The organism is Caulobacter sp. 1776 (assembly GCF_040545685.1).
GTDB lineage: Bacteria > Pseudomonadota > Alphaproteobacteria > Caulobacterales > Caulobacteraceae > Caulobacter.
Map to the genome: position 1 here is coordinate 1 of NZ_JBEPMI010000005.1, position 19,694 is coordinate 19,694.

Genomic DNA, 19,694 nt, shown 5'->3' on the forward strand with positions numbered 1-19,694 from the left:
AGCACCACGCCCAGGCCGCCATCGTCCCAGACCGCCTTCAGCGGGGCCATGGCCGCGTGCAGGCCAAAGGCCGTGCCGGAGAGCGGCACGAGGCTGGACTGGGCCAGGGCCAGGCTAGCGCCGCGCTGCTTGGCGTAGTCGGCGTAGCGGCCGTCGGTGGGGGCGACCATGTTCCAGGCGTCATTGCCGCCGAACAGGAACACTCCGACCATGGCGCGGTAGCCGGACGCATCAGCGGCCAGGGCGCTGGACAGGCCCAGCTGGCCCAGGGCCGCGATCGCCGAGCCGCCGGCGACCATTTGCATCATTTCACGACGAGAGACGGTCATACGCTTACCGATCGACTTGGAAGAGGGGCGAGGAAGCGACGATGTACAGCGCCGTCTGGGCGCGCTTGCGGGCTTGCAAGGCGGGGTCGGTGTTCTTGATCGCGGCCATGGCCGTCAGCAGCGACTGGCGCTGGCCCGAGGTCATGGTCCCGTTCAGCATCACCAGGTTGATCCGGTCGATGGTCTTGCCGTCGTCGGTGCCATTACTTTCCCAAGTGGTCCAATCGGGAGTCGTACCGATCGCATATGAGATCGTTGACTGGCGCTGATATTCGCTGCGGGTGGCGTCTCCACTTATAGTCCAGTCATAGATGAAGTTGTGACGCGCCATGATTGTGGGGGGCGTCATCAACTTACTGACGGGGCTGACCAAGCCTGCGCCCTGGCTCATCGGAAACTCGTAAGGATAGAAGTTGAACACCGAAGGGGCGCGGAACGGGGCTTGGCCCATGGCCGTATCCCGCAGCGTGAAGGCGTAGCCGTCTGTCGTTAAGCCGATCGCGCGGGCCAGCGAGGTGGCCAGCAGCACCGGCTCTTTCACCTTGCCCGGCAGCTGCGAGACGGTGCGCGCTTCGCTGTCGAGATAGATGGCGCGAACCACGGCCTTCAGATCGCCGCGCACGCCCGAACCGTTGTCGGCGAACACCGCCGCGACGCGACCGACATAGGCAGGGGTCGGGTTCGCGATAGTCAGCTGCTGGATCAGGCGCTTGCAGATGTAGGGACCGGTGTTGGGGTGGTTGAACACCGCGTCGACCACGGCGTCGACATTGGCTTGCTGGGCGGCGCCGGCCGGCACGGTCTTGCCGAGAAAGGTCTTAGCGCCGGTGTCATAGCGCGCGGAATACATCTCCATCGGCTTCGAGAAATCACGGTTGTGATACTCAATCAGACTTGGGTCGTTGAACCTGGCGTAAGTCCAGCCGGTCAACGCCCGCGCCACCTCCTTGACGTCGGTATTGCTGTAGGTGGGAATGGTCGCGCCGGTGTTGTCGGTCTGGGGCGTGCCGTCCGGATTGAGCAGTACCGGACCAACGGAGAATAGCTGCATCAACTCGCGGGCATAGTTCTCGTTGGGCTGGGCCTTGTTGCTGTCGGCCATATCCAGGTAGTCGCCCATGTACGGGTTCAGAGTGACCGCCTTGAGGATGTCGCGGTAGTTGCCGAACGCGTTGCCCAGCAGGATCTGGTTGAAGGTCGCCAGGCCAGCGGCGCTATGCACTTCGGTCTCGGACGCCACGACGATCTGCGACAAAGCGAAGGCGACGCGCTGGCGCAGTTGATCGTCTTTGTTGACGGCGTTTGTATAGAATCGCATCTGCACCGGGACGGCAGAAAAGTTTTCCCAATTGCAGTTAGAGAGGCTTACACCGGTCAGCGGCACGCAATAGTTCCCTGGTACCGGCTTGGTTGCTAGATCCGCGTACGTGCTACTCGACAGGCCGAACTGTTCATCGAGCCACGCCGCAGCTGACTTCTTGGCGATGATCGTGCTGATCAGTGCTGGCGAGGGGCCAAAGCTGGCTTGCTTCGCCAGTCGAGCCGCCTCGTACGGCCGGATTACTTCCTCACCCATCAGGGCCGAAAGGCCAGCGCCTGCCGTCTTGCTGGGGCCGTCGTCACTTGTCGCCAAGCCCCCGCCACCGCCGATTGAAACCGCCAAGGCCGCACCGATGGTCGCCGCCGAACTGAACAACTGAACGCGCATACTCTGTCCCCGACGCTCGCTTCTGAGCGCCATGGACCAACAACAAAACCCTGCGACCGTACGGGAGCGACACGCGCCCGAACGGTCCTAGGACGTCGCCGGTCCTGAAAATCAAGAGCGGTAAGATTACCTGGGGCGTCTTTTCAGTAAATGCGGCAGTGTACCGCATTAAACAACCCGTTAATGCTCGAAGTTTAAGCATGTGTTGCGTTCTAGACATTTACTGTCTGTTCATATGCTAATGTAGAATGAATAAGCAACGTGTGCTCTTTAAGCGCAGAGTGGGGGCCCGCAAGGCGCTCAGAGAGGCTTATCGGCTCCGTTTGTCGGCGATGGTGTCGTCCAACTATTTCGCTCGGATCTTGAGGTCGGGGCACGGGGGCGTTCTCTTGGACGACCACGTTGGCGCGCTGGCGCGCAAGTTCGGCTCTAACCGAGAGGGGGGCGGGGGACGTCACGCCGTCGGGCCATGATCCGATCGCCGTGTTGGACGCCGTCTAGCGCGGTGCGCTCGTCATCCGACCATGGTGTAGTGATGTCGATTGGCATCCTTCTACCGCGAACCATTCTCAGCGACTATTTGCGCCAATAGCCCAGTGCCAGCAGGGCTGGGATGCAGGTCATCTCGATAGAAAGATGGTCCCCAGCGGGAATCCGCACCGATATCGATGAGTTTTACGCGATCAATTCGGAGGCGGCCGACCTGGTCGATTAAGCGTCGTTGTCGCAAGCCTGGATCAGCGGCCTCCGCCCGACTGGGGAAGGCAACGATCGTCACGGGTTTACCGGTGCTAGCCAGGAATTCCCGCCAGAGGGGCAAGGCGTCAACGTCGGGGCGCGGCGCGATGTAGGGCGAAAAAAGCCGGCGTCGCACAAGGTAAGCAAGGCCCCATGTCGGCCGGTGGGTTGGGTGGGTCAGCTCCGTCCGCCATTCGGACGCCAGGCGCAGATCGGACGAGTTCCACACGAACACCAACCGATCGACTTTGGCGACTACGTCCGGGTTCGCCCGGAGATAGGCCAGTTCGTTCGACACGGACCAACTGTTCGCACTGATTGGCCAAACCCTGCCGCCGGCAGCGTTCTCCAACTGCGGTCCTAGGCGCTCGGCTTGGCGATAGGGGTTCCCGCCAGAGACGACGCTGTCGCCGATCAGCAGGGTGTCGATCTCAGCAACCGTCGTCTCGAAGTGGCGCCCTGTACCCATGCTCCGTTCGTTGAACACCCAGTCCTTGGAGTTCATGAACGCCCCTGCCTGATTAGGAGATGGGATGTAGCCATAAGGAGGGCCAGGATCGAACGTCGGCAGATCGAAAACGCCAGCTAGGCGAAGCCCAATCTCTGTCGTGACTAAGAGACTGACGGTTAATATCGCGCACCAACCCAAAATTTTCATAAAGCACCCCCACCCGCAATGCGGGTATAAGAGGCGCTCTGTGTCAATAGTGAAGCTTCTGCGATCTGCTTCCGGCTACCCGCTCCGGGTAGTGCGGGGTCGTTGGACAGCGGTTCGGGCAAACGCTTTGGACGACCGGGCAGTCGCCATACGCTCTGTTCACACGCTGCGCGAACTGGCTTCGCCGGACATCTACGCTGATTGGGGCTTTATCGCCGACGCGATCGCCAAATAGATTAGGAGCAGCTCAGCAGACTGGGCTGTGAACACGTTCTGCAAACCGCCTTACAATTTGGTCGGCCGCCAAAGAAGCTAAATGCTCGAAAGATAATGGAGGCCCGGCCCGGAATCGAACCGGGGTGCACGGATTTGCAGTCCGCTGCGTCACCACTCCGCCACCGGGCCATCCGGATGTCGACGCAAATCACGTCGGCGGGGGAGGGCGTTCGATACAGGAGCGCTCGCAGCGCTGCAACTTCGAAATCGACCGGTCAGGATCGCTGTCGCCAACTCCCGCCGAGCGGGTCGATCGGAGCGCGATTGAATCAATGCTACGCATCGTCATCATTGCCAATCCCGCTTTCGTCGAACCTGCGCTCGAGGTTATTGCACCGCTCGGTCGGCTCGCGCGTGTCGGCTTGCGGGCTTCGAACCTCGCGATGAAGATGCGGGCCGCGCGCTTCTCTGGCCAGGCCCAACGGACCGGCGCGGCCTCGACAACGACGGCGGGGAGGTTTGCTCCAAGGACAGCGCCGCAAACGGCGGCGACAAACACCGCCTGAACCCATCGCAGGTTCTGGACGCGGGCTTCCTTGGCCGTGGCGGCCGAACCGTCGAGGTCGTAAGCGACCCGCTCGAAGTTGTCGCGGGCCCGCTGCGACGCGGCGTGATCTTCTTGGCGGGCATATGACACGCAGCCCAGATCTGCCGCGCCATCTCCTCGGGGCTCATGGCGAGGGCTGGGCTCGCGAGCACCTTTCCAAGCCTTCCAATCGCCACCGACCCACCCTTGGCGATCTCTCTAAGCGTCTCACTATAGTCCGTCGCCGACGCCCGTTCGGCCGCGAGCCCAGCCACGGCGACATTGAGCAACGCCACTTCCCGGCGCCGCGCCTCGAACGCCGCCGCCGCATTGGCCGGCTCCGCCGGCGCAACTTCCTGCTCCGTCGTTCTTCTCCTAGATGCTAAGCCCACGGCCGCGGCCGATGCCGAAGTATTCGATGAGCCCCCGTCCGACGCGGCGCCCCGTCCCCGCCGGCAAGCCAAGCTCCGCTCGCCGCGCGCGCAGCAGCGACTCCACCTGCGGATCGCCCTCCAGGCTCCTGGCCATGACGCCCATGCGATTCTTGACCTGGCTGGCGTCGGCCATATCGCCCTCGCGGTGCAGGGCCGACCGCTGCCGCTCCAAGCTCTGCCAGCGCGCGACGCACCGATCGACGCGAACCTCGGCCTCGAGCCGAAGGACGCGGATCGCCCCCTGGGGGCGACCCGACGCGGTTTCGCCAGCCAAGGCCGAACTGGGCGGCCTGGTGCAAAAGGCCGACCTCGTCGCGCTGACCCGCGACGACCGCGCCGCCCTCTATGGCGCGTTTCTCACCTTGGCGATGATGCTCCAGCGCGAGGACCGTGAGCACACCCTGGCCCTTTGGCGGCGGGGCGGGAAGCGGGCGTTCGAGAACGAAGGTGGCGTCGCCGGCTAGCCCTTGACGGTGGCGATCACCAGCGTGTTGCCGGCGGTTTCGTCGAGCACGGCGCGGCGTTTGGGCGCCAGGCCGGCGGCTCGCAGAACCTTCACGACCCGGAAGACGGGGAGCGACCAGGCGTCATCGGCGACGTTCCAGACGAGCCGTCCGCCCGGGTTCAAGGCCTTGGCCAGCAAGGCGCCGACTTCAGGCCCAAGCATGGCCCTGGGGACGTCGACGCCATCGAACACATCAACCGCGATCGCGTCCCAGCGATCGGGCGTTTCATTCAAGAACGCGCGCGCATCGGCGTGCACGCACTGGACTTCGGCGGGCATGCCGAACCAACGCCGCGCCAGGTCGAAGGACGCCGCGACATTGTCGACGGTCGTAACCCTGACGCCTCGCCGAGAGAGCTGCGAGGCTAGCGAGCCTCCGGCCGTGCCCAGGACGAGCACCGATCGCGCGCCCTCCAGGGCCCGCTCCATGGCGCTGACATAGTCGAGAAGGTTGCGGCCTTCCGAGTCGACATGGGTGTAGAGAATGGTTCCGTCGAAGTAGCGGCGGGAACCATCGGATCGGCTTTGCAAAACGCGGATCTCGCGTTCGGCTTCGGTGTGTCGGTGAAGGCAATCCATCGGGGGTACGCCATGTTACGGGGCGCCGGCGACGCTTAACGCGCGCGAGCCCACCCCAAGGTCGCGGAAGCTGGCCGCCTTGCCGTTGATCCATGTCACTCGATCAGGCCGACAAGATGACCTTGGGATCATTTTTCGAGACCTTCGTCGTTGGCCATGGCGCGCACGAGATCGAGAACCTGGCGACGGACGCGGCCTCGGCCCTTCGCGTGGCAAGCCATGCGTTCGGCGGTGCGGTCCCATGAGGCCCCGGCGGACAGTCGAGGCGTTGATGACGCGGTTTGTGCAAATCGGGGGAGCCCCGGGCTTAGCGCCGACGAAGGCCATCCAGGTACGTCGTCGGCCGACTTCGGCCACGCCAGCCTACTCTTTTGACGCCTAGAGCCTGTCTTTGTTTCCCAGAGTACGACCTGCCCGCAGGGCCTTGCCGCGATCAACTGCTGGATCGCCGATCCCGCCGGATTCCGGCCCGAGGTCTCGTCATGACCAACGCCGAGCGTGCTCGGCCTGACCGTTTGGCCTACCGGCTGAAGTGCTCGCCATCAGCCGCAGCCGCTTCCACGAACTGGTCGCCGCTGGCCGCATCCGCGTTCTCAAGGAAGGCGCTCGAACCCTGGTTCGCCGCATCGAACTGGAGCGATATCTCGACGCCCTCGATAATGGAATCGGGCGTTAGCCGTGAAGCCTGGCAGCTGATTGCTTTGTCGAAAGTCAGACTGCGGACGCGATGAACGTCCGCTATCCGTGGGATCGAAACGGGGGGCGAGCGGAGAGCCCGCCCCCCGTTCTTCTCTAGAAACGCTTTCGAATCTGGAAGCCGGCGGTCCGCGGATTGATACTGACAACCTGCTTGGGGTTGTTCACGGCCGAGGTCACGCTCATCAGCCCAACCTCATCGGTCACGTTGTTGACGTACACGTAGGCGCCCCAGTCGGGACCTTCCACGCCGGCCCGGAGGTTGGCGTATCCGTAGTCGCCCTGCTTTTCGTAGTAGACGTAGGTCGGGCGGAACTGCGAGGCGGACTCGCCGACATAGGCGTAGTCGGCGCGCAGCAGGGCGTTCACCTCCCCCTTGAGCGGCCAGGTGTATTCGACGGAAGCCGAGCCGCTGTACTTGGCCACGTTCGGGAACTCGTCGCCGCGCAGGCCGGTCGAGCCGGTGATGAGGATGGTCGAGTTGGCCTGGTCTTCGGTCAGCTTGGCGTCGACGACGGCGGCGGTGCCGCTGATCGTCAGGCCGCTGATCGGACGCGCCGTGGCCTCGATCTCGAAGCCCTTGATCTTGGCCTTGCCGGCGTTGGTCAGGTAGCTGAAGGCGCCGTTGGCGCTGGTCGCCGAGATCTGCATGTTCGACCAGTCGATCTGATAGACCGCCGCGTTCAGCGTCAGGCGACGGTCGAGCCACTGGCTCTTGATGCCGCCTTCGTAGTTCCACAGGCTGTCGGGCTGATAGGCCAGGAGCGCGCTGGCCAGGCCCGGCACATTATTGGCCCCGCCGGGGCGGAAGCCCTTGGCGGCCACGGCGTAGAGCATGACGTCGGACGTGACCCGGTAGGAGGCGTTCAGCTTGCTGACCCACCCGTCGGCGCTGGCGTCGACCTGGGCGGGCGGCCCCACATAGGACTGGGTGATGAAGTTGCTGATCAGAACCTGGCCGGAGACGGTCTTGTCGTATTTGAAGCGACGCAGGCCGCCGGTCAGGGTCAGCTTCTCGATCGGCTTGTAGGACACTTCGCCGAAGAAGGCGGTTTGCTTTGTGTCGGTGCCCACGTGCCGCCAGGCGGTGAGGTCGTTGGGATTGATGACGCCGGTGGCCGCATCGCCCTTGGCCACCTTGCTCTCGATGTAGTCCTCGCGCTTCTCGAGATAGACGCCGGCGGTCCAGTCGACCTTGTCGTCGAACAGCGATCCGGTCGCGCGCAGCTCGTGGTTCCACGAGGTCAGGCCCATCGGCTGGTAGAGCGCGCCGGGCGTGCGGCTGTCGGCATAGGCGGTGTAGGCCGTCAGCTGCGGAGCCGTGCAGGCCGGGTTCGTGGAGCCCGCCGGGGCCGGACCGCCGGCGACCCAGTTGCGGCATGAGGTGGCGTTGGCGCGGCTGCCCGATAGGGTCGGGCTGTAGTCGGAGTTCCGCAGCAGAGTCCACTTGTAGTAGGACGAGGTCGCCGTGACCGTGGCGAAGCTCAGGTCCCACTTGCCGGTGACGTTATAGAGCCGCAGGTTGTCGCTGGTCGGCGCGATGACCCGGGCGTTGGTCGCGTGGGCCTCCTTGCCCAGCGCCGGATACCAGCTGTTCTGACCGTCCAGGGTGGTCCTCTGGTACAGGCCCGTGGCGTTGATCGTCAGGGTCTCGGTGGGCGTGAAGCCCAGCATCAGGCGACCGCCGCTGGAGTGCTGGTCGTTGATGTCCTTCTTGTGGAGCAGCACGTCGTCGACATAGCCGCCGCCTTCGGTCTTGTAGAGCACCAGGCGCGCGGCCAGCTTGTCCTGGATCAGCGGCACGTTGACCATGCCCTTGACCGAATAGCCCGTGCTGCCGCCCTTGGTGCTGGTCCCCTGAGCTTCGACCGCGCCGGCGTAGCGGCTGTTGTCGGGCTTGTTGAGGATCACCCGCAGGGTGCCGCCCATCGAGCCCGAACCGTAGAGCGTGCCCTGCGGGCCGCGCAGCACCTCGACCCGCTCGGCGTCGAACAGGTTCACGTCGGCGCTGGTCGAGCTGGCGTCGGCGGTCGTGCCGGCGGGGCCCGTCAGCGGCGTTTCGTCGTAATAGAGGCCGACGGTGGCCTCACCGGCGCTGCGCACGCCGCGCAGGGTCAGGCGGCGGCTGGTCGGCGAGTTGCCGTCGACCTGCAGGTTCGGGACCGTGCGAAAATAGTCCTGGATGCCGGCCGCGCCCAAGGCCTGCAGCGACTTCTCTGTGACCGCGCTGACGCTGATGGGTGTGGTCTGGACGGTCGTCGAGCGCTTCAGCGCGGTGACGACGACTTCCTCGATCGTGGCGGTGTCCTTCGACTCGCTCGCCTGGGCCAAGGCCTGGCTGGCGACCAGGCTCGTCAAAGCGCTGGCGCCCAGGGCCAGGGCGCGAAGGCCTCGAAACTGCATCATTGTTGATCCCCTCTTGCGGCGCGCTCGACGGCGGCCTGTAGGATCAGACGCAAGGGCTGGCGGCTCCCTCACCCGGCTCGCGCGAAAAACCTCGCCTCGGGATCAGAAGCGACGTTCGAAGCTCACGCGGAGCGTGCGCGGCGCGACGCCGAAGTACTCGACCGGACCCGAGGTGTTGCGCGCGGCGGTCGCGCGGCCGGCCCGGTCCAGGAGGTTGTCGGCAGACAGGTCGAGGACCCAGTCACGTCGCTCCACGCTGAAGCTCGCGCCGAAAACGGCGTAGCCGCCCATCTTCAGATAATCGCTGTTGCCGGCGTTGAAGGCGGACCGCGCGAGCCCGGCATAGGAACCATCGAACCGCAGGCGGCCGACCAGGGCGCCGGGCAGGGGCCAGCGGCGCTCCATCGAGGCCGAGGCCGTCATCTTGGGCACGACCGGCAGGCGGTCTCCCTCCAGGCCCAGGCCGATCGCGGTGTTGGTCACCTGGTCGGCGGTCAGGCGCGCGTCGGTCACGGTCAGGGCGCCCGCCAGGCTCCAGCCCATCACCCCCTGGGCGGTGGCCTCGACCTCCAGCCCGTCGATGCGCGCCGCGCCGATATTGGTAACGTAGGTGAAGGCGCGGTTCTGGGTCTGGGCGGCGTACTGCATGTCCCGCCATGCGATCCGATACAGCGCCACATTGCTCGTGAAGCGGCGGTCGGCGCTCTGGGCCTTCAGGCCCAGCTCGTAATTGTTGAGGCGATCCGAGCGATAGACCGCCAGGGCTTCAGGCAGTCCGGGCACGACATTGACGCCGCCGGGGCGGAAGCCTTGCGAGGCCTGGACGTAGCCGAACAGTCCCGGCCCGAACTGACGGCTGGCCAGGGCCTTCAGGCTCCAGCCCCGCTCCTGGGTCCGCGTGTCGATCGCATAGTCGGCCCAGGTGCCGGAAACGACATTGGCGACCTGCACCGCGCCACGGTCCCGCTTGACGTAGTCGAAGCGTCGCGCGCCCAGGACCAGTCGGGTGCGTGGCGCGACGACATAGGAAACCTCGCCGAAGGCCGCGCTCTGGGAGAGGTGGTTCTCGATATCGCGCCGGCCGATCAGCACCGGCGGTTCGACCAGGGTCCCGGTCTTGGGATCCACGTGCCGAACCTGACTGTCGATGGAGTCCCAGCGCACCTCTCGATAGGCGCCCAGCGTCCAGGTCAGCGGGCCCTCGCCGACCGATGAGGCCCGGATTTCGTGGATCTCGGCGGTCAGCTCCGCCGGCTGGTTCAGGATCGCCGGATAGACGCTGTCGACATAGGCCGAGTAGCTGGCCATCTGCGCGGCGTCGCAGGCTTGGGCCAGGGTGAACATCCGTAGGCAGCCGGCCGCGTTGGTCCGCTCACCCAGCAGCACGCCGCTGTAGTCAGATCGGCGGGTCAGGCGCCAACGGTACCAGGACGACACCGCCGTCAAGTCCACGGCGTCGCCGCGCCGTTTCACGGTCGCCGCCGCGAGGTCAATGTCGCCGTCGAAGGGGGCGCGGGCGGCATGGACGGTCCGCCACGGGCCCGCGGTGTCGTTCCAGGCCGAGATGTCGCCGCGGTGGCTGGCCTGGTGCGTGGCCGACACCAGGGTCGACAGCCGCGACCCCGGCGCCCACAACGCCGCCAGCCGAACGCCCCGAACGCGGGCGGCGTCGACGTCCTTCAGCCGCAGCCGGACATTATCGATCACGCCGGGCTGACGCTGGTCGTAGGCGGTCAGGCGGAGCGCCAGGGTCTCCGGAATCGCGACGACGTTCAGCGCCGCGTTCGCCCCGCCGCCTTGCCCGCCGTGGGCGACAGAGGACAGCGAGGCGCCGATCGAGGCGACGTCCTCCGAAAGGTCCGGGCGCTTGAACAGGATCCGCAGCGCCCCGCCCATCGCGCCGGAGCCGTAGAGCGTGCCCTGCGGTCCCCGCAGAAGTTCGACACGGTCGACGTCGACCAGGGCCAGTTCCGGCGCCATCACCCCGGGATCGGCCGTGGTGCCGACGGGTCCGGTCATCGGCGTCTCGTCGTAGTAGAGTCCCGTGGTCGCTTCGCCGGCGCCATAGACCCCGCGCAACACCAGACGGCGACCGAAGGCGGTGGAGATCAGTTTCAATCCCGGCAGCAGCGGCGCGGCCTTCTCCAGGTCGACAATGCCCGCGCGAGACAGCTGCTCGCCGGAAACCACGGTCATGCTGATCGGCGTCTGCCGCGCCAGGCTGGATCGCTTCAGCGCCGTAACGACGACGGAATCGATCGCGACCGGCTGCGGCGGCCGATCCGGCGGCGCGTCCGGCGTGGAAGCCTTGGCGGGCCGCGCGGCCGCCACGACGAGGAAACTGCGCCCTTCGAGCCGGACGGTCAGACCTGTTCCGGACAGCAGGCGCTGCAGCGCCGCTTCCGCGGTGAACACGCCGCTCAGGCCGTCGCTGCGCTTGCCCTGGGTCAGGGCGGACGAGAACAGGATCTCGCGGTCGCTGCGTAGCGCCAGCTGGTTCAGCGCCTGGCTCAAGGGCTGCGCTGGGATGTCGAAGCGCAAGGCGGCCTCCGGACCAGGAGGCGCGGCGATCGCCGCCGGCGCCGCGGTCAGGGCCGTGGCGCAAAGCAGGGCCGAGACGGCGCCGCGCCTCCTGGACGCTTCCGAGCCTCTGGGCCTGAACACCAACGAATCCCGATCTCCTCCGGCGGCCTGGAACCTCACGCCGTCGAGGGCGCGCACCATGCCTCATTTCGCCGGCCGCCGTGCTTCGCAGCGCGTCCTGACGTCCCAAGATCGCGTGTTGCATAGGCAATAGGCAACAGGCCACGGGTTGCGTCGCCGCGACTTCACCCGGACCGCCTCCCTTGACAGGGGCGAGATCGCGATTTCACCTGACCGTCATGTCGGGGCGAAAACAATGATCTGGGGCCGCAAGTCCCCCAAGCCTCCCGAGCAGGTTCGCGACCTTTCGGACAGCGGTGCGCGCTTCACGCCGGCGTTGCGCGCCTTCTTCTCCCGTCGCGCCCACGCCAGCGATGTCGAGGACCTCGTGCAGGAGGTTCTTCTCCGTATCCAAAAGCGCCAGCCGGGCGTCGTCGTGAACAATGTCGAGGGCTATCTCTTCGAGGTCGCGGCCAATGTGCTGATCGATCGCGGACGACGCGACCGCACGCGCCGGCGCTCCGACCACTGCGAACTGCAAGAAATTCATCATCCGGTTGATGAAGTCTCGCCTGAACGCGTCTTACAGGGACGTGAGCAGGTGGCGCGCGCCATGGCGGCCCTCAACGAGCTGCCGGAACGCACGCGGCGGGTTTTCATTCTCGTGCGGTTCGAGGAGATGAGCTACAAGCTCGTCGCCCAGCGCCTGGGAGTCTCCGTCAGCGCTGTCGAGAAACATGTGATGAAGGCGCTGCGTCACCTGCACGAGCGTCTGCGAGACCAGGATGACGTCGACCACGTCGGGCAAAGAGATACACGACGACCCGGATAGCGCGGCCGCCCTCTGGTTCGCGCGACTGCAGGGCGATGACGTGCCGCCGCGCGACCGGCGGGAGTTCGAGCGCTGGCTGCAGGCCGACGCCCGCAACGCCACCGCGTGGGAAGACCTCAACCATACTTGGAACGACGTCGCTGTCGTCGAGACCGATCCGGCCTTCGCCGCCCTGCGCGCCGATGCGCTGGGCGCCGGCGACAAGCGTCCGCATCTGGATCGCCGCGCCCTGGGCGTGGCCGCCGCCGGCCTGGTCGTCGCGGTTGGCGGCGCTCTTCTCGGCAGGCGCTGGCTAGGCGGAGCCGACCCGCTCGCCCCGGCCGACGAGCCGGTGTTCACCACGGCGGTCGGCGAGCGATCGACCTTCCGCCTCGCCGACAACTCGGTCGTGACGCTCAGCACCGACTCGGCCGTGCGGGTGAACCATTGGGCCAAAGAGCGCCGGCTGACCCTGCTGCGCGGCCAGGCCTTCTTCCAAGTCGCCAAGGACCCCTCGCGGCCCTTCGTGGTCGCGGCCGGCGACAAGCGCGTGACGGCCGTGGGCACGGCCTTCGACGTCCGCATGGAGCCGGGCAGGCTGTCGGTGACGCTGGTCGAGGGCCGCGTGCGCATCGCCGCCGACGCGCCCGCCAATGGAGATGGGGGCGAACGCCGCGTCGAGATGTCGGCGGGCTCGCGCTTCGTGGCGGCCGATCCCGCCGACTGGCTGATCTCGTCGGTCGACACCGCCAAGGAATCCGCCTGGCTCAAGGGACGGCTGGTGTTCGATGGCGAACCGCTGTCGGCCGTCGTCGCCGAGATGAACCGCTTCTCCGAGCGCAAGCTGACGCTGAGCGACCCGGCCCTCGGCGCCACGCCGGTCAGCGGCGTCTTCAAGACCGGCCAGATCGACGCCTTCGTGGCCGCGCTCAAGACCTATGGCCTGGCCGAAGTCGGCCGCGCCGACGCCACGCGGGTCGAACTGGTGCGCCCCCGCGCCTGACGCGCGGCGCGATCCCTAGAAAATTTGCGGACCCAGGTGAGGGGCGAGCGCCGCCCTACGTCGTATAGGTGGGCGCCCGTCGGCGCCGTCCTTCGCCATCGGGGAAACCGTTCCATGAAGCTTTCCGCTCTGAAGCTCGCCCTCCTGTCCGCCAGCATGGCGACGGGCGTGCTCGCGACCCAGGCCCAGGCCGCGCCGCTGACCGACGCCGCCCGCGCCCAGATCCTGAAGGCCGTCGACGCCGACGCGCCGCAGATCCAGGACGCGGCGTTGAAGATCTGGGGCTTCGCCGAGGTCGGCTATCAGGAGGTCAAGAGTTCGGCGCTGTTGCAAGGCCAGCTGAAGACGGCCGGCTTCGACGTGAAGGCCGGCGTCGCGGGCGAGCCGACCGCGTTCGTGGCCAGCTTCAAGAACGGTCCCGGCCCGGTCGTCGCCATCCTCGCCGAGTTCGACGCCCTGCCGGGCCTGGCCCAGACGGCCGACCCGGTGAAGACCAGCATCCCCGGCCAGATCGCTGGCCACGGCTGCGGACACAATCTGTTCGGCGCGGCCTCGGTCGGCGCCGCCGTGGCGATCAAGGACTGGATGGTCAAGAACAACATCAAGGGCGAGCTGCGGGTGTTCGGCACGCCCGCCGAGGAGGGCGGCTCGGGCAAGGTCTATCTGGTCCGTGACGGCCTGTTCAACGACGTCGACGTCACGCTGCACTGGCACCCGGCCAATGCGAACTCGGCCGTCCAGGGCGTGTCCATGGCCAACATCAGCGGCAAGTTCCGCTTTCATGGCGTCTCGGCCCACGCCGCCGGCGCGCCCGAGAAGGGCCGCTCGGCGCTCGACGGGGTCGAGGTCATGGACGTCGCCACCAACTTTCTGCGCGAGCACACCCCAGACAAGACGCGCATCCACTATGTGATCACCGCCGGCGGCGGCGCGCCGAACGTCGTGCCGGACTTCGCCGAGGTCTATTACTACGTGCGCCACCCCGATCCCGCCGTCGTGAAAGACGTTTGGTCGCGCGTCGAGAAGGCCGCCGAGGGCGCCGCCCTGGCCACGGGCACGACCGTCGACAAGGAAATCACCGGCGGCGTCTATGCCCTGCTGCCCAACGACACCTTGGGCCGTGTCATGGACGCCAACCTGCGCAAGGTCGGCGGGATCACCTGGACGCCAGAAGAGGTCGCTTTCGCCAAGAAGATCCAGACCTCCCTGGTCAACCCGCCCTCGGTCGACACCGTCAAGTCCATCGAGCCCTACAAGGTCGAACTGGAAGGGGGGGGCGGCTCGACCGACGTCTCCGACATCAGCTGGGTCACCCCGACCGTCGGCCTGGGCACCGCCACCTTCGTGCCCGGTTCGGCCGGCCACAGCTGGCAGAACGTGGCCGCCGCCGGCTCATCGATCGGCGTCAAGGGCGCCGTCAACGCCGCCAAGACCCTGGCCCTGACGGGCGCGGACCTGCTCGCCAATCCCGACGTGGTCAAGAAGGCCAAGGCCGAGCTGGACCAGCGTCGCGGCCCCAACTTCGCTTACAAGGCCATGCTGGGCGACCGGCCGCCGGCGCTCGACTATCGCAAGCCCGCCTCGGCGGGACGCGAATAACGATCGCTTCCCCAGCGATCATCAGCGGCCGGCGCCGTCCCCCCTTTGGGCGCCGGCCGCACACTTTTCGGCGCTTATTGGAGTTAGGCGTGGTCCAGACCATCACCATCACCATCAGCCTCGAGCGTTTCGAAGCGCTCAGGGCTGCGCTGCCGGCGATCACGCGCGAGCATCTGACCGATGTCTACGGCATCAGCGAGACCACCTGGAGCAAGTTGCGCAAGGGCGAGCCGATCAAACTCAAGACCTGGGAACGAATCCAGGCGCGCCTTGCAAGGCGGCTAACGCCGTCGACATCGTCTGGCGATCACCTTCCTTTTTGATGCGACTGGCGTAGAGACCGGTTTACGAAGGTCATCACCGCCCATTGCCTGCGGGCGTCTGCGGCCGCCGTCAGGCGGCGCCGTGCTGCACGGAGAGCTTGAAACGGTCGCGGTGCTGCAGCGCCTTGCGGCGCAGCTGCACGATGGCCTCGGTCTCTTCCGCCGCCAGCATGGCTTCGAAGAGGCGGCTGAAGTGCTCGCGCATCGCCAGCCGCGCGGCGTTGGGGTCGCGGTTGCGGATGGCGTCGAACACCGCCCGATGCTCCTCGATCCGGTCCTCGAACCCGCTCTTGCAGACGTTGCTGTAGACCTGGACGACCCGCGGCGCCTCGTTGCGCATCCGCCAGAGGGTGCGCACGAAATGTTCGATGATCGGGCTGCCGCTGTTCTCGGCGATCAGGAGGTGGAAGCGCTCGTCGGCCTCTTCGGCCGCCTCGTCGTTGCCCGCCATCACCCGCATGGTGTCTTCCAGAAGCGCCATGGCTTCCGGGGTCATGTTGAGCGCCGCCAGCGCCGCCGACTCCGCCTCGACGACAGCGCGGACGGTGGTCAGCTCGAACGCGTCGACCTCGGTCAGCGGCGACAGGTCCGCTTGCCGGCGGGGCCGGACATAGACGCCCGAGCCGGTCTTGACGGCGATATAGCCCTGCGCCTCGAGAGCGATCTCGGCCTCGCGCACGGTGACGCGCGACACGCCAAGACGTTCGGCCAGTTCACGCTCGCCCGGCAGTCGGCCGCCAGGGGCGAATTCGCCAGATTCGATGAGCTCGATGATCTGCTTCGCGACCTGTTGGTAACGCCTATCCATGGTCATCCGCCGATGCTCCGCTGTCTCTCGTCCGGATCGCCACGCGACGACTCGAATTTCCCAACTCGGGCCGACGGGGCATGGGAAGGTTCTATCAGGGGTGAACCAAAGCGGTATACCCCCTGATAGGTCAAAGCCTAGTTCCTGAACCGGAACCCGATCGTGAACTGCCGCCCAGGCGAGCCATAGAGCGCCGCCACCGGATTGTCGGCGTAGTAGTACCGGCTCGTCGCCTGATTGGTCATGTTCAGGCCCTCGATCGAGAACGACGCCCGGTCCGACAGCTTGTAGCTGAACGAGAAATCAACGTTCAGCGTGTCCTTGGATCCGCCGAAGTCGTTGATCAGCGGCGTATCGCACGCCACGCCGCCGACGACGCCCGGCGCGCAGGAGCCGGCGACGAGCGGGTAGGTGGTGTAGTAGCCATCGCGCTGGGCCAGAGAGACGCGCGTGTTGATGCGCTTGTCTTCGTAATAGAGCGTCAGGTTGACCGCATTCGGCGACGCGCCGAGCCACGGCGCCTTGCCCATCGTCGCTGGCGTCGTGTCCGAGCCGGGGTCGAGGATGTAGGTGAGCTCGGACTCGATGTGGGTGGCGTTGAGTTGAATGCCCGTGTTCTTCAGCAGCCCCGGGAGGAAGGTGAAGGCCTGCTGATAGTTGATCTCCCAGCCCTTCAGCTCTCCGCCGGGCGCGTCGCGGAATTGACGCGCGGTGGCGTCGTAGTCGCCGCGGATATAGGCGGCCTGGTCGCTGTTTGGCCCGAACTGCTCGATCAGGCTGGCGAGCCCCGCGGCGTCGAGGAAGGTCGACAGCGGCGCGGCGAAGCGCACGGTCTGCGGATAGGAACCGATCTTCTTCTTGAACAGCGCCACCGAGATCAGGCCGCCGTCGGCGTAGTACCACTCCACCGCGGCGTCGAAATTGTTGGCGCGGAAGGGGGACAGCTTCGGATTGCCGATCGTCAGGGTCGCGCCGGAGGTCATCCCGCCCTCGGGGATCGTCAGCTGGGTGATGGTGGGGGCCAGCTGCTGCAGGGTGGGGCGCGACATGGTCTGGGCGGCGCCGAACCGGAAATAGAGGTCGTCGCGCGGGCGAACGGCGATGTTGAACGATGGCAGGACGTCTGAGTAGGAGTTCCCGCCCTCGACGGTCCGCCCGCCGGTCGAGCGGCCGGTCGAGTCGACGTCGGTGGTGGCGTAGCGCACGCCGAGATTTCCGAAGGCGTTCCAGCCGTCCAGGAAGTCATAGTTGAAGTTGACCTGGCCGTAGGCGCCGGCGGTCCGCTCGCGCACCGCGAAGGTCTCGCGTCCCTGCTGGCGGAACTGGGTCAGGCGCCAGTCGCCCCACTTGTTGATGCACTCGCAGGTGAAGCCGAACAGCGCGTCGAACTTCTCGATGTCCGGGCCGAACCACGACCGCGTCCCGCCAGCGGGGACGTTGAGGCCCTGGCCGAAGTCGATGACCTTCCCTAGGCTGGCGATCGAGACGCCCGCTTCCTTTTCGGTCGGGTTGATCTGGACGTTCTGGCGCTCGGTCTGGGAGGTGGAGAAGCGGTAGTCGCGCTGGGTGCCGCCGAACTTCAGGGTCAGGTTCTCGTTGAGCTCCCAGGTGAAGTCGGCTTTCCACGAGTTGTAGCGGTTTTCGACGACCTTCTTGTGGTAGCGCAGGAACGAGACCCCCTTGAGGATCGTCCACTGGCTGGGATCGGCGGCGTTGAAGCCGGCGTCGAACAGCGGCATGTCGCCGCCGCCGCGCTCGTCATAGGTGAAGGTGGACGGCTGGTCGAACTGGCCCCACTCGGCCATCTTGCCGTAGGAATTGAGCTTGGACCGCGACGCGCCGTAGGTGAAGTCGGCCTTGAACCGGTCGCTGAACTCGTGGGTCAGGTTGAACGAGAGTTGGTCGAAGGTGGTGTTGTAGCTGCCCTGGTCGGCGCGGGCCGCCCAATCCAGGTTTCGCAGCTGCAGATAGTCGGCGACCCCGTTGGTGACGTTGGCGGCCAGCACGTCCGTCGCCGGCCGACCGATCTGCTGGGCGCGCATGGCCAGGCCGTCGGCGGAGGCCACGTAGCCGGGCGAGACGGGCGAATTGTAGTAGTCGTAAACGTCCAGATTGTTAGGGTTGTAGGAGAAGCTGGTGCCAGCGACCAACGCGCCGCCATAGGTCGCCTGGCCGCAGTCGATCGGCGCGGCGTAGGGACCGCCGGCCGTGTAGGTGCACGTCCCCGGATAGAGTCCGCGCTTGGAGGCCAAGGCGGTCGCGGCGCTGGCCGTGGCGAAGGTGGCGTTGGTGTTGTTGCGGTTCAGGCCGAACGGCAGCAGCTGGTTCAGCGTCGAGGTGCTCTTCTGGTTCGAGTGGAGCCCGTCAATGGTCAGGCGCGTCCGGGAGGAAATGTCCCACTGATAGGACGCGGTCAGGCCTAGGCGCTTTTGGCGCAGGTCCTGCTGCTCGGGGCCGGCCAGGGCCGGGAAGACGATCTGCGAGCCGTCCAGCGACGGGTGGAGCAGGGCGTACGCGGTCGGATCCGAACCGGTCACCGCGTCGATATAGGCCGGATTGGTGATGGCGGCGGTGGCCGACACCGTGCCGGGGTTCGTCGCCGTCGGATTCGAGATGCGGTTAGTGAACAGCGTGCCGGCGGGGGCGGAGAAGCCGGCGCGTCGCGGGTTTTCGAGCGTCGCCCAGGTGGCGGAGCGATAGACATATTCGCCGGTCACGATCTGGCGGCGGTACTGATCGGTCTCGGAGTCCTTCTCCGAATAGGCGGCGGAGGCCAAGAAGCCCATCTTGCCGTCCGCGAAGCGCTTGGAGAACAGGCCGGCCAGGCGCGGATTGTGGCGCTTGCCGTTCTGGTAGTAGGCGTCCTCCACCGACAGCGCGTAGCGGTCCTTACGATAGTCGAACGGACGGCCAGTCTGCAGGTCGACCGTGGCGCCCAGCGAGCCTTCGTCGGTCTCGGCCGAGGCGGTCTTGCGGACCTTCAGGCTATTGAAGAGCTCCGAGGCGAAGACGTTGAAGTCGAAGGTCCGGGTCGAATTGACCGCGGTGGAGTTGGTGTCGTTGGTGCCTGCGGTGGACAGCGCCTCGAGGTTGTTGATGCGCACCCGCGTGAAGTCGCCGCCGAGGCCGCGGACGGTGATCGTGCGTCCCTCGCCGTTGTCGCGGTCGATCGAGATGCCGGGGATGCGCTGCAGCGACTCGGCGAGGTTGGCGTCTGGGAAATCGGCGATGTCTTCGGCGTTGATGGCGTCGACCATCACGTCCGACTGCCGTTTGACATTCAGCGCGCTTTGGAGCGAGGCGCGGTAGCCCGTGACGATGACAGCCTCGACCTCGTCGGGGCCCTTGGCCGCGCCCTGGTCCTGGGCGAGCGGCGCTTCCTGGGCGGAGGCCTGGCTCAGGCCCGAGCCGATGATCAGGCACGTCGACGCCAGCAGTATCGCGCGCACACCGGCGCGCCGTGGATGGGTGTCCATAGTTCTCATCCTCCCCAATACCAATTTTCTAAATTTGGCTTACCTATCTGGTTGACCCCATAGCTGGGAATGTCAACCCCATCAGGCCGTTTTCCCCGGCGCGTTCGTCTTTCCGAGCCTGATGGGGCCTGGCTCGCCGCCGGGGGGTATGTGTTCGAAGCCCGACAGCGCGCCGG

General features: G+C 66.4%; 15 protein-coding genes, 1 tRNA gene and 1 pseudogene. 7 read left to right on the plus strand and 10 right to left on the minus strand.

Features of this window, described 5'->3' with window-relative positions:
• From ABIC66_RS13735 to ABIC66_RS13750, 4 genes and pseudogenes are all read right to left on the minus strand, one after another.
• Window positions 1–329, minus strand: a pseudogene (locus ABIC66_RS13735) (hypothetical protein); the annotation flags it as partial.
• A gap of 4 nt (window positions 330–333) precedes the next feature.
• A complete protein-coding gene (locus tag ABIC66_RS13740; RefSeq protein ID WP_354070851.1) occupies window positions 334–2,037 on the minus strand; it encodes a DUF1800 domain-containing protein in 1,704 nt (567 codons plus the stop codon).
• 553 nt (window positions 2,038–2,590) lie between these two features.
• On the minus strand, window positions 2,591–3,280 hold the full coding sequence (locus ABIC66_RS13745; RefSeq protein WP_354070852.1) for a hypothetical protein: 690 nt from the start codon (window positions 3,278–3,280) through the stop codon (window positions 2,591–2,593).
• Between the two features lie 484 nt (window positions 3,281–3,764).
• Window positions 3,765–3,838: transfer RNA gene (locus ABIC66_RS13750), tRNA-Cys, on the minus strand.
• 143 nt (window positions 3,839–3,981) lie between these two features.
• Between ABIC66_RS13750 and ABIC66_RS13755 the strand changes: the two genes are divergently transcribed.
• A complete protein-coding gene (locus ABIC66_RS13755) occupies window positions 3,982–4,215 on the plus strand; it encodes a hypothetical protein (protein WP_354070853.1) in 234 nt (77 codons plus the stop codon).
• 395 nt (window positions 4,216–4,610) lie between these two features.
• Here ABIC66_RS13755 and ABIC66_RS13760 read toward each other — a convergent pair whose 3' ends face one another.
• On the minus strand, window positions 4,611–4,802 hold the full coding sequence (locus ABIC66_RS13760) for a hypothetical protein (RefSeq protein ID WP_354070854.1): 192 nt from the start codon (window positions 4,800–4,802) through the stop codon (window positions 4,611–4,613).
• A gap of 160 nt (window positions 4,803–4,962) precedes the next feature.
• Between ABIC66_RS13760 and traD the strand changes: the two genes are divergently transcribed.
• Complete coding sequence (gene traD, locus ABIC66_RS13765; protein WP_354070855.1) at window positions 4,963–5,133, plus strand: conjugal transfer protein TraD; 171 nt, start codon at window positions 4,963–4,965, stop codon at window positions 5,131–5,133.
• Here the strand turns inward: traD and ABIC66_RS13770 are convergent.
• The gene (locus ABIC66_RS13770; RefSeq protein ID WP_354070856.1) at window positions 5,130–5,705 is read right to left on the minus strand and encodes a spermidine synthase; all 576 of its coding nucleotides are present in this window, start codon (window positions 5,703–5,705) and stop codon (window positions 5,130–5,132) included. The genes traD and ABIC66_RS13770 overlap by 4 nt on opposite strands.
• 530 nt (window positions 5,706–6,235) lie before the next feature.
• Here ABIC66_RS13770 and ABIC66_RS24230 point away from each other — a divergent pair.
• Window positions 6,236–6,484 carry a hypothetical protein gene (locus tag ABIC66_RS24230; RefSeq protein ID WP_502910352.1) on the plus strand — a complete coding sequence of 83 codons (249 nt, stop codon included), beginning with the start codon at window positions 6,236–6,238 and terminating at the stop codon, window positions 6,482–6,484.
• A gap of 61 nt (window positions 6,485–6,545) precedes the next feature.
• Here ABIC66_RS24230 and ABIC66_RS13780 read toward each other — a convergent pair whose 3' ends face one another.
• Both ABIC66_RS13780 and ABIC66_RS13785 read right to left on the minus strand, forming a co-directional pair.
• Window positions 6,546–8,855 (minus strand): TonB-dependent receptor, encoded by a 2,310-nt coding sequence (locus ABIC66_RS13780; RefSeq protein ID WP_354070858.1) that lies wholly within the window; start codon window positions 8,853–8,855, stop codon window positions 6,546–6,548.
• Between the two features lie 102 nt (window positions 8,856–8,957).
• Window positions 8,958–11,519: a TonB-dependent receptor gene (locus ABIC66_RS13785; protein WP_354070859.1), complete on the minus strand. Its 2,562-nt coding sequence runs from the start codon at window positions 11,517–11,519 to the stop codon at window positions 8,958–8,960.
• A 235-nt stretch (window positions 11,520–11,754) separates the two neighbouring features.
• Between ABIC66_RS13785 and ABIC66_RS13790 the strand changes: the two genes are divergently transcribed.
• The 4 genes from ABIC66_RS13790 (at window position 11,755) to ABIC66_RS13805 (ending at window position 15,234) form a co-directional block, all read left to right on the plus strand.
• A complete protein-coding gene (locus tag ABIC66_RS13790) occupies window positions 11,755–12,330 on the plus strand; it encodes an RNA polymerase sigma factor (RefSeq protein ID WP_354070860.1) in 576 nt (191 codons plus the stop codon).
• Complete coding sequence (locus ABIC66_RS13795) at window positions 12,284–13,312, plus strand: FecR family protein (protein WP_354070861.1); 1,029 nt, start codon at window positions 12,284–12,286, stop codon at window positions 13,310–13,312. The genes ABIC66_RS13790 and ABIC66_RS13795 overlap by 47 nt, the downstream gene beginning before the upstream one ends.
• A 114-nt stretch (window positions 13,313–13,426) precedes the next feature.
• On the plus strand, window positions 13,427–14,911 hold the full coding sequence (locus ABIC66_RS13800) for an amidohydrolase (protein ID WP_354070862.1): 1,485 nt from the start codon (window positions 13,427–13,429) through the stop codon (window positions 14,909–14,911).
• 89 nt (window positions 14,912–15,000) lie between these two features.
• The gene (locus ABIC66_RS13805; protein WP_354070863.1) at window positions 15,001–15,234 is read left to right on the plus strand and encodes a hypothetical protein; all 234 of its coding nucleotides are present in this window, start codon (window positions 15,001–15,003) and stop codon (window positions 15,232–15,234) included.
• Between the two features lie 70 nt (window positions 15,235–15,304).
• Here the strand turns inward: ABIC66_RS13805 and ABIC66_RS13810 are convergent, their stop codons facing one another.
• Together ABIC66_RS13810 and ABIC66_RS13815 are read right to left on the minus strand one after the other, a co-directional pair.
• Window positions 15,305–16,042, minus strand: coding sequence for a FadR/GntR family transcriptional regulator (locus ABIC66_RS13810; RefSeq protein ID WP_354070864.1), 738 nt, complete (start codon window positions 16,040–16,042; stop codon window positions 15,305–15,307).
• 137 nt (window positions 16,043–16,179) lie between these two features.
• On the minus strand, window positions 16,180–19,518 hold the full coding sequence (locus tag ABIC66_RS13815) for a TonB-dependent receptor domain-containing protein (RefSeq protein ID WP_354070865.1): 3,339 nt from the start codon (window positions 19,516–19,518) through the stop codon (window positions 16,180–16,182).
• Window positions 19,519–19,694: the final 176 nt, after the last annotated feature.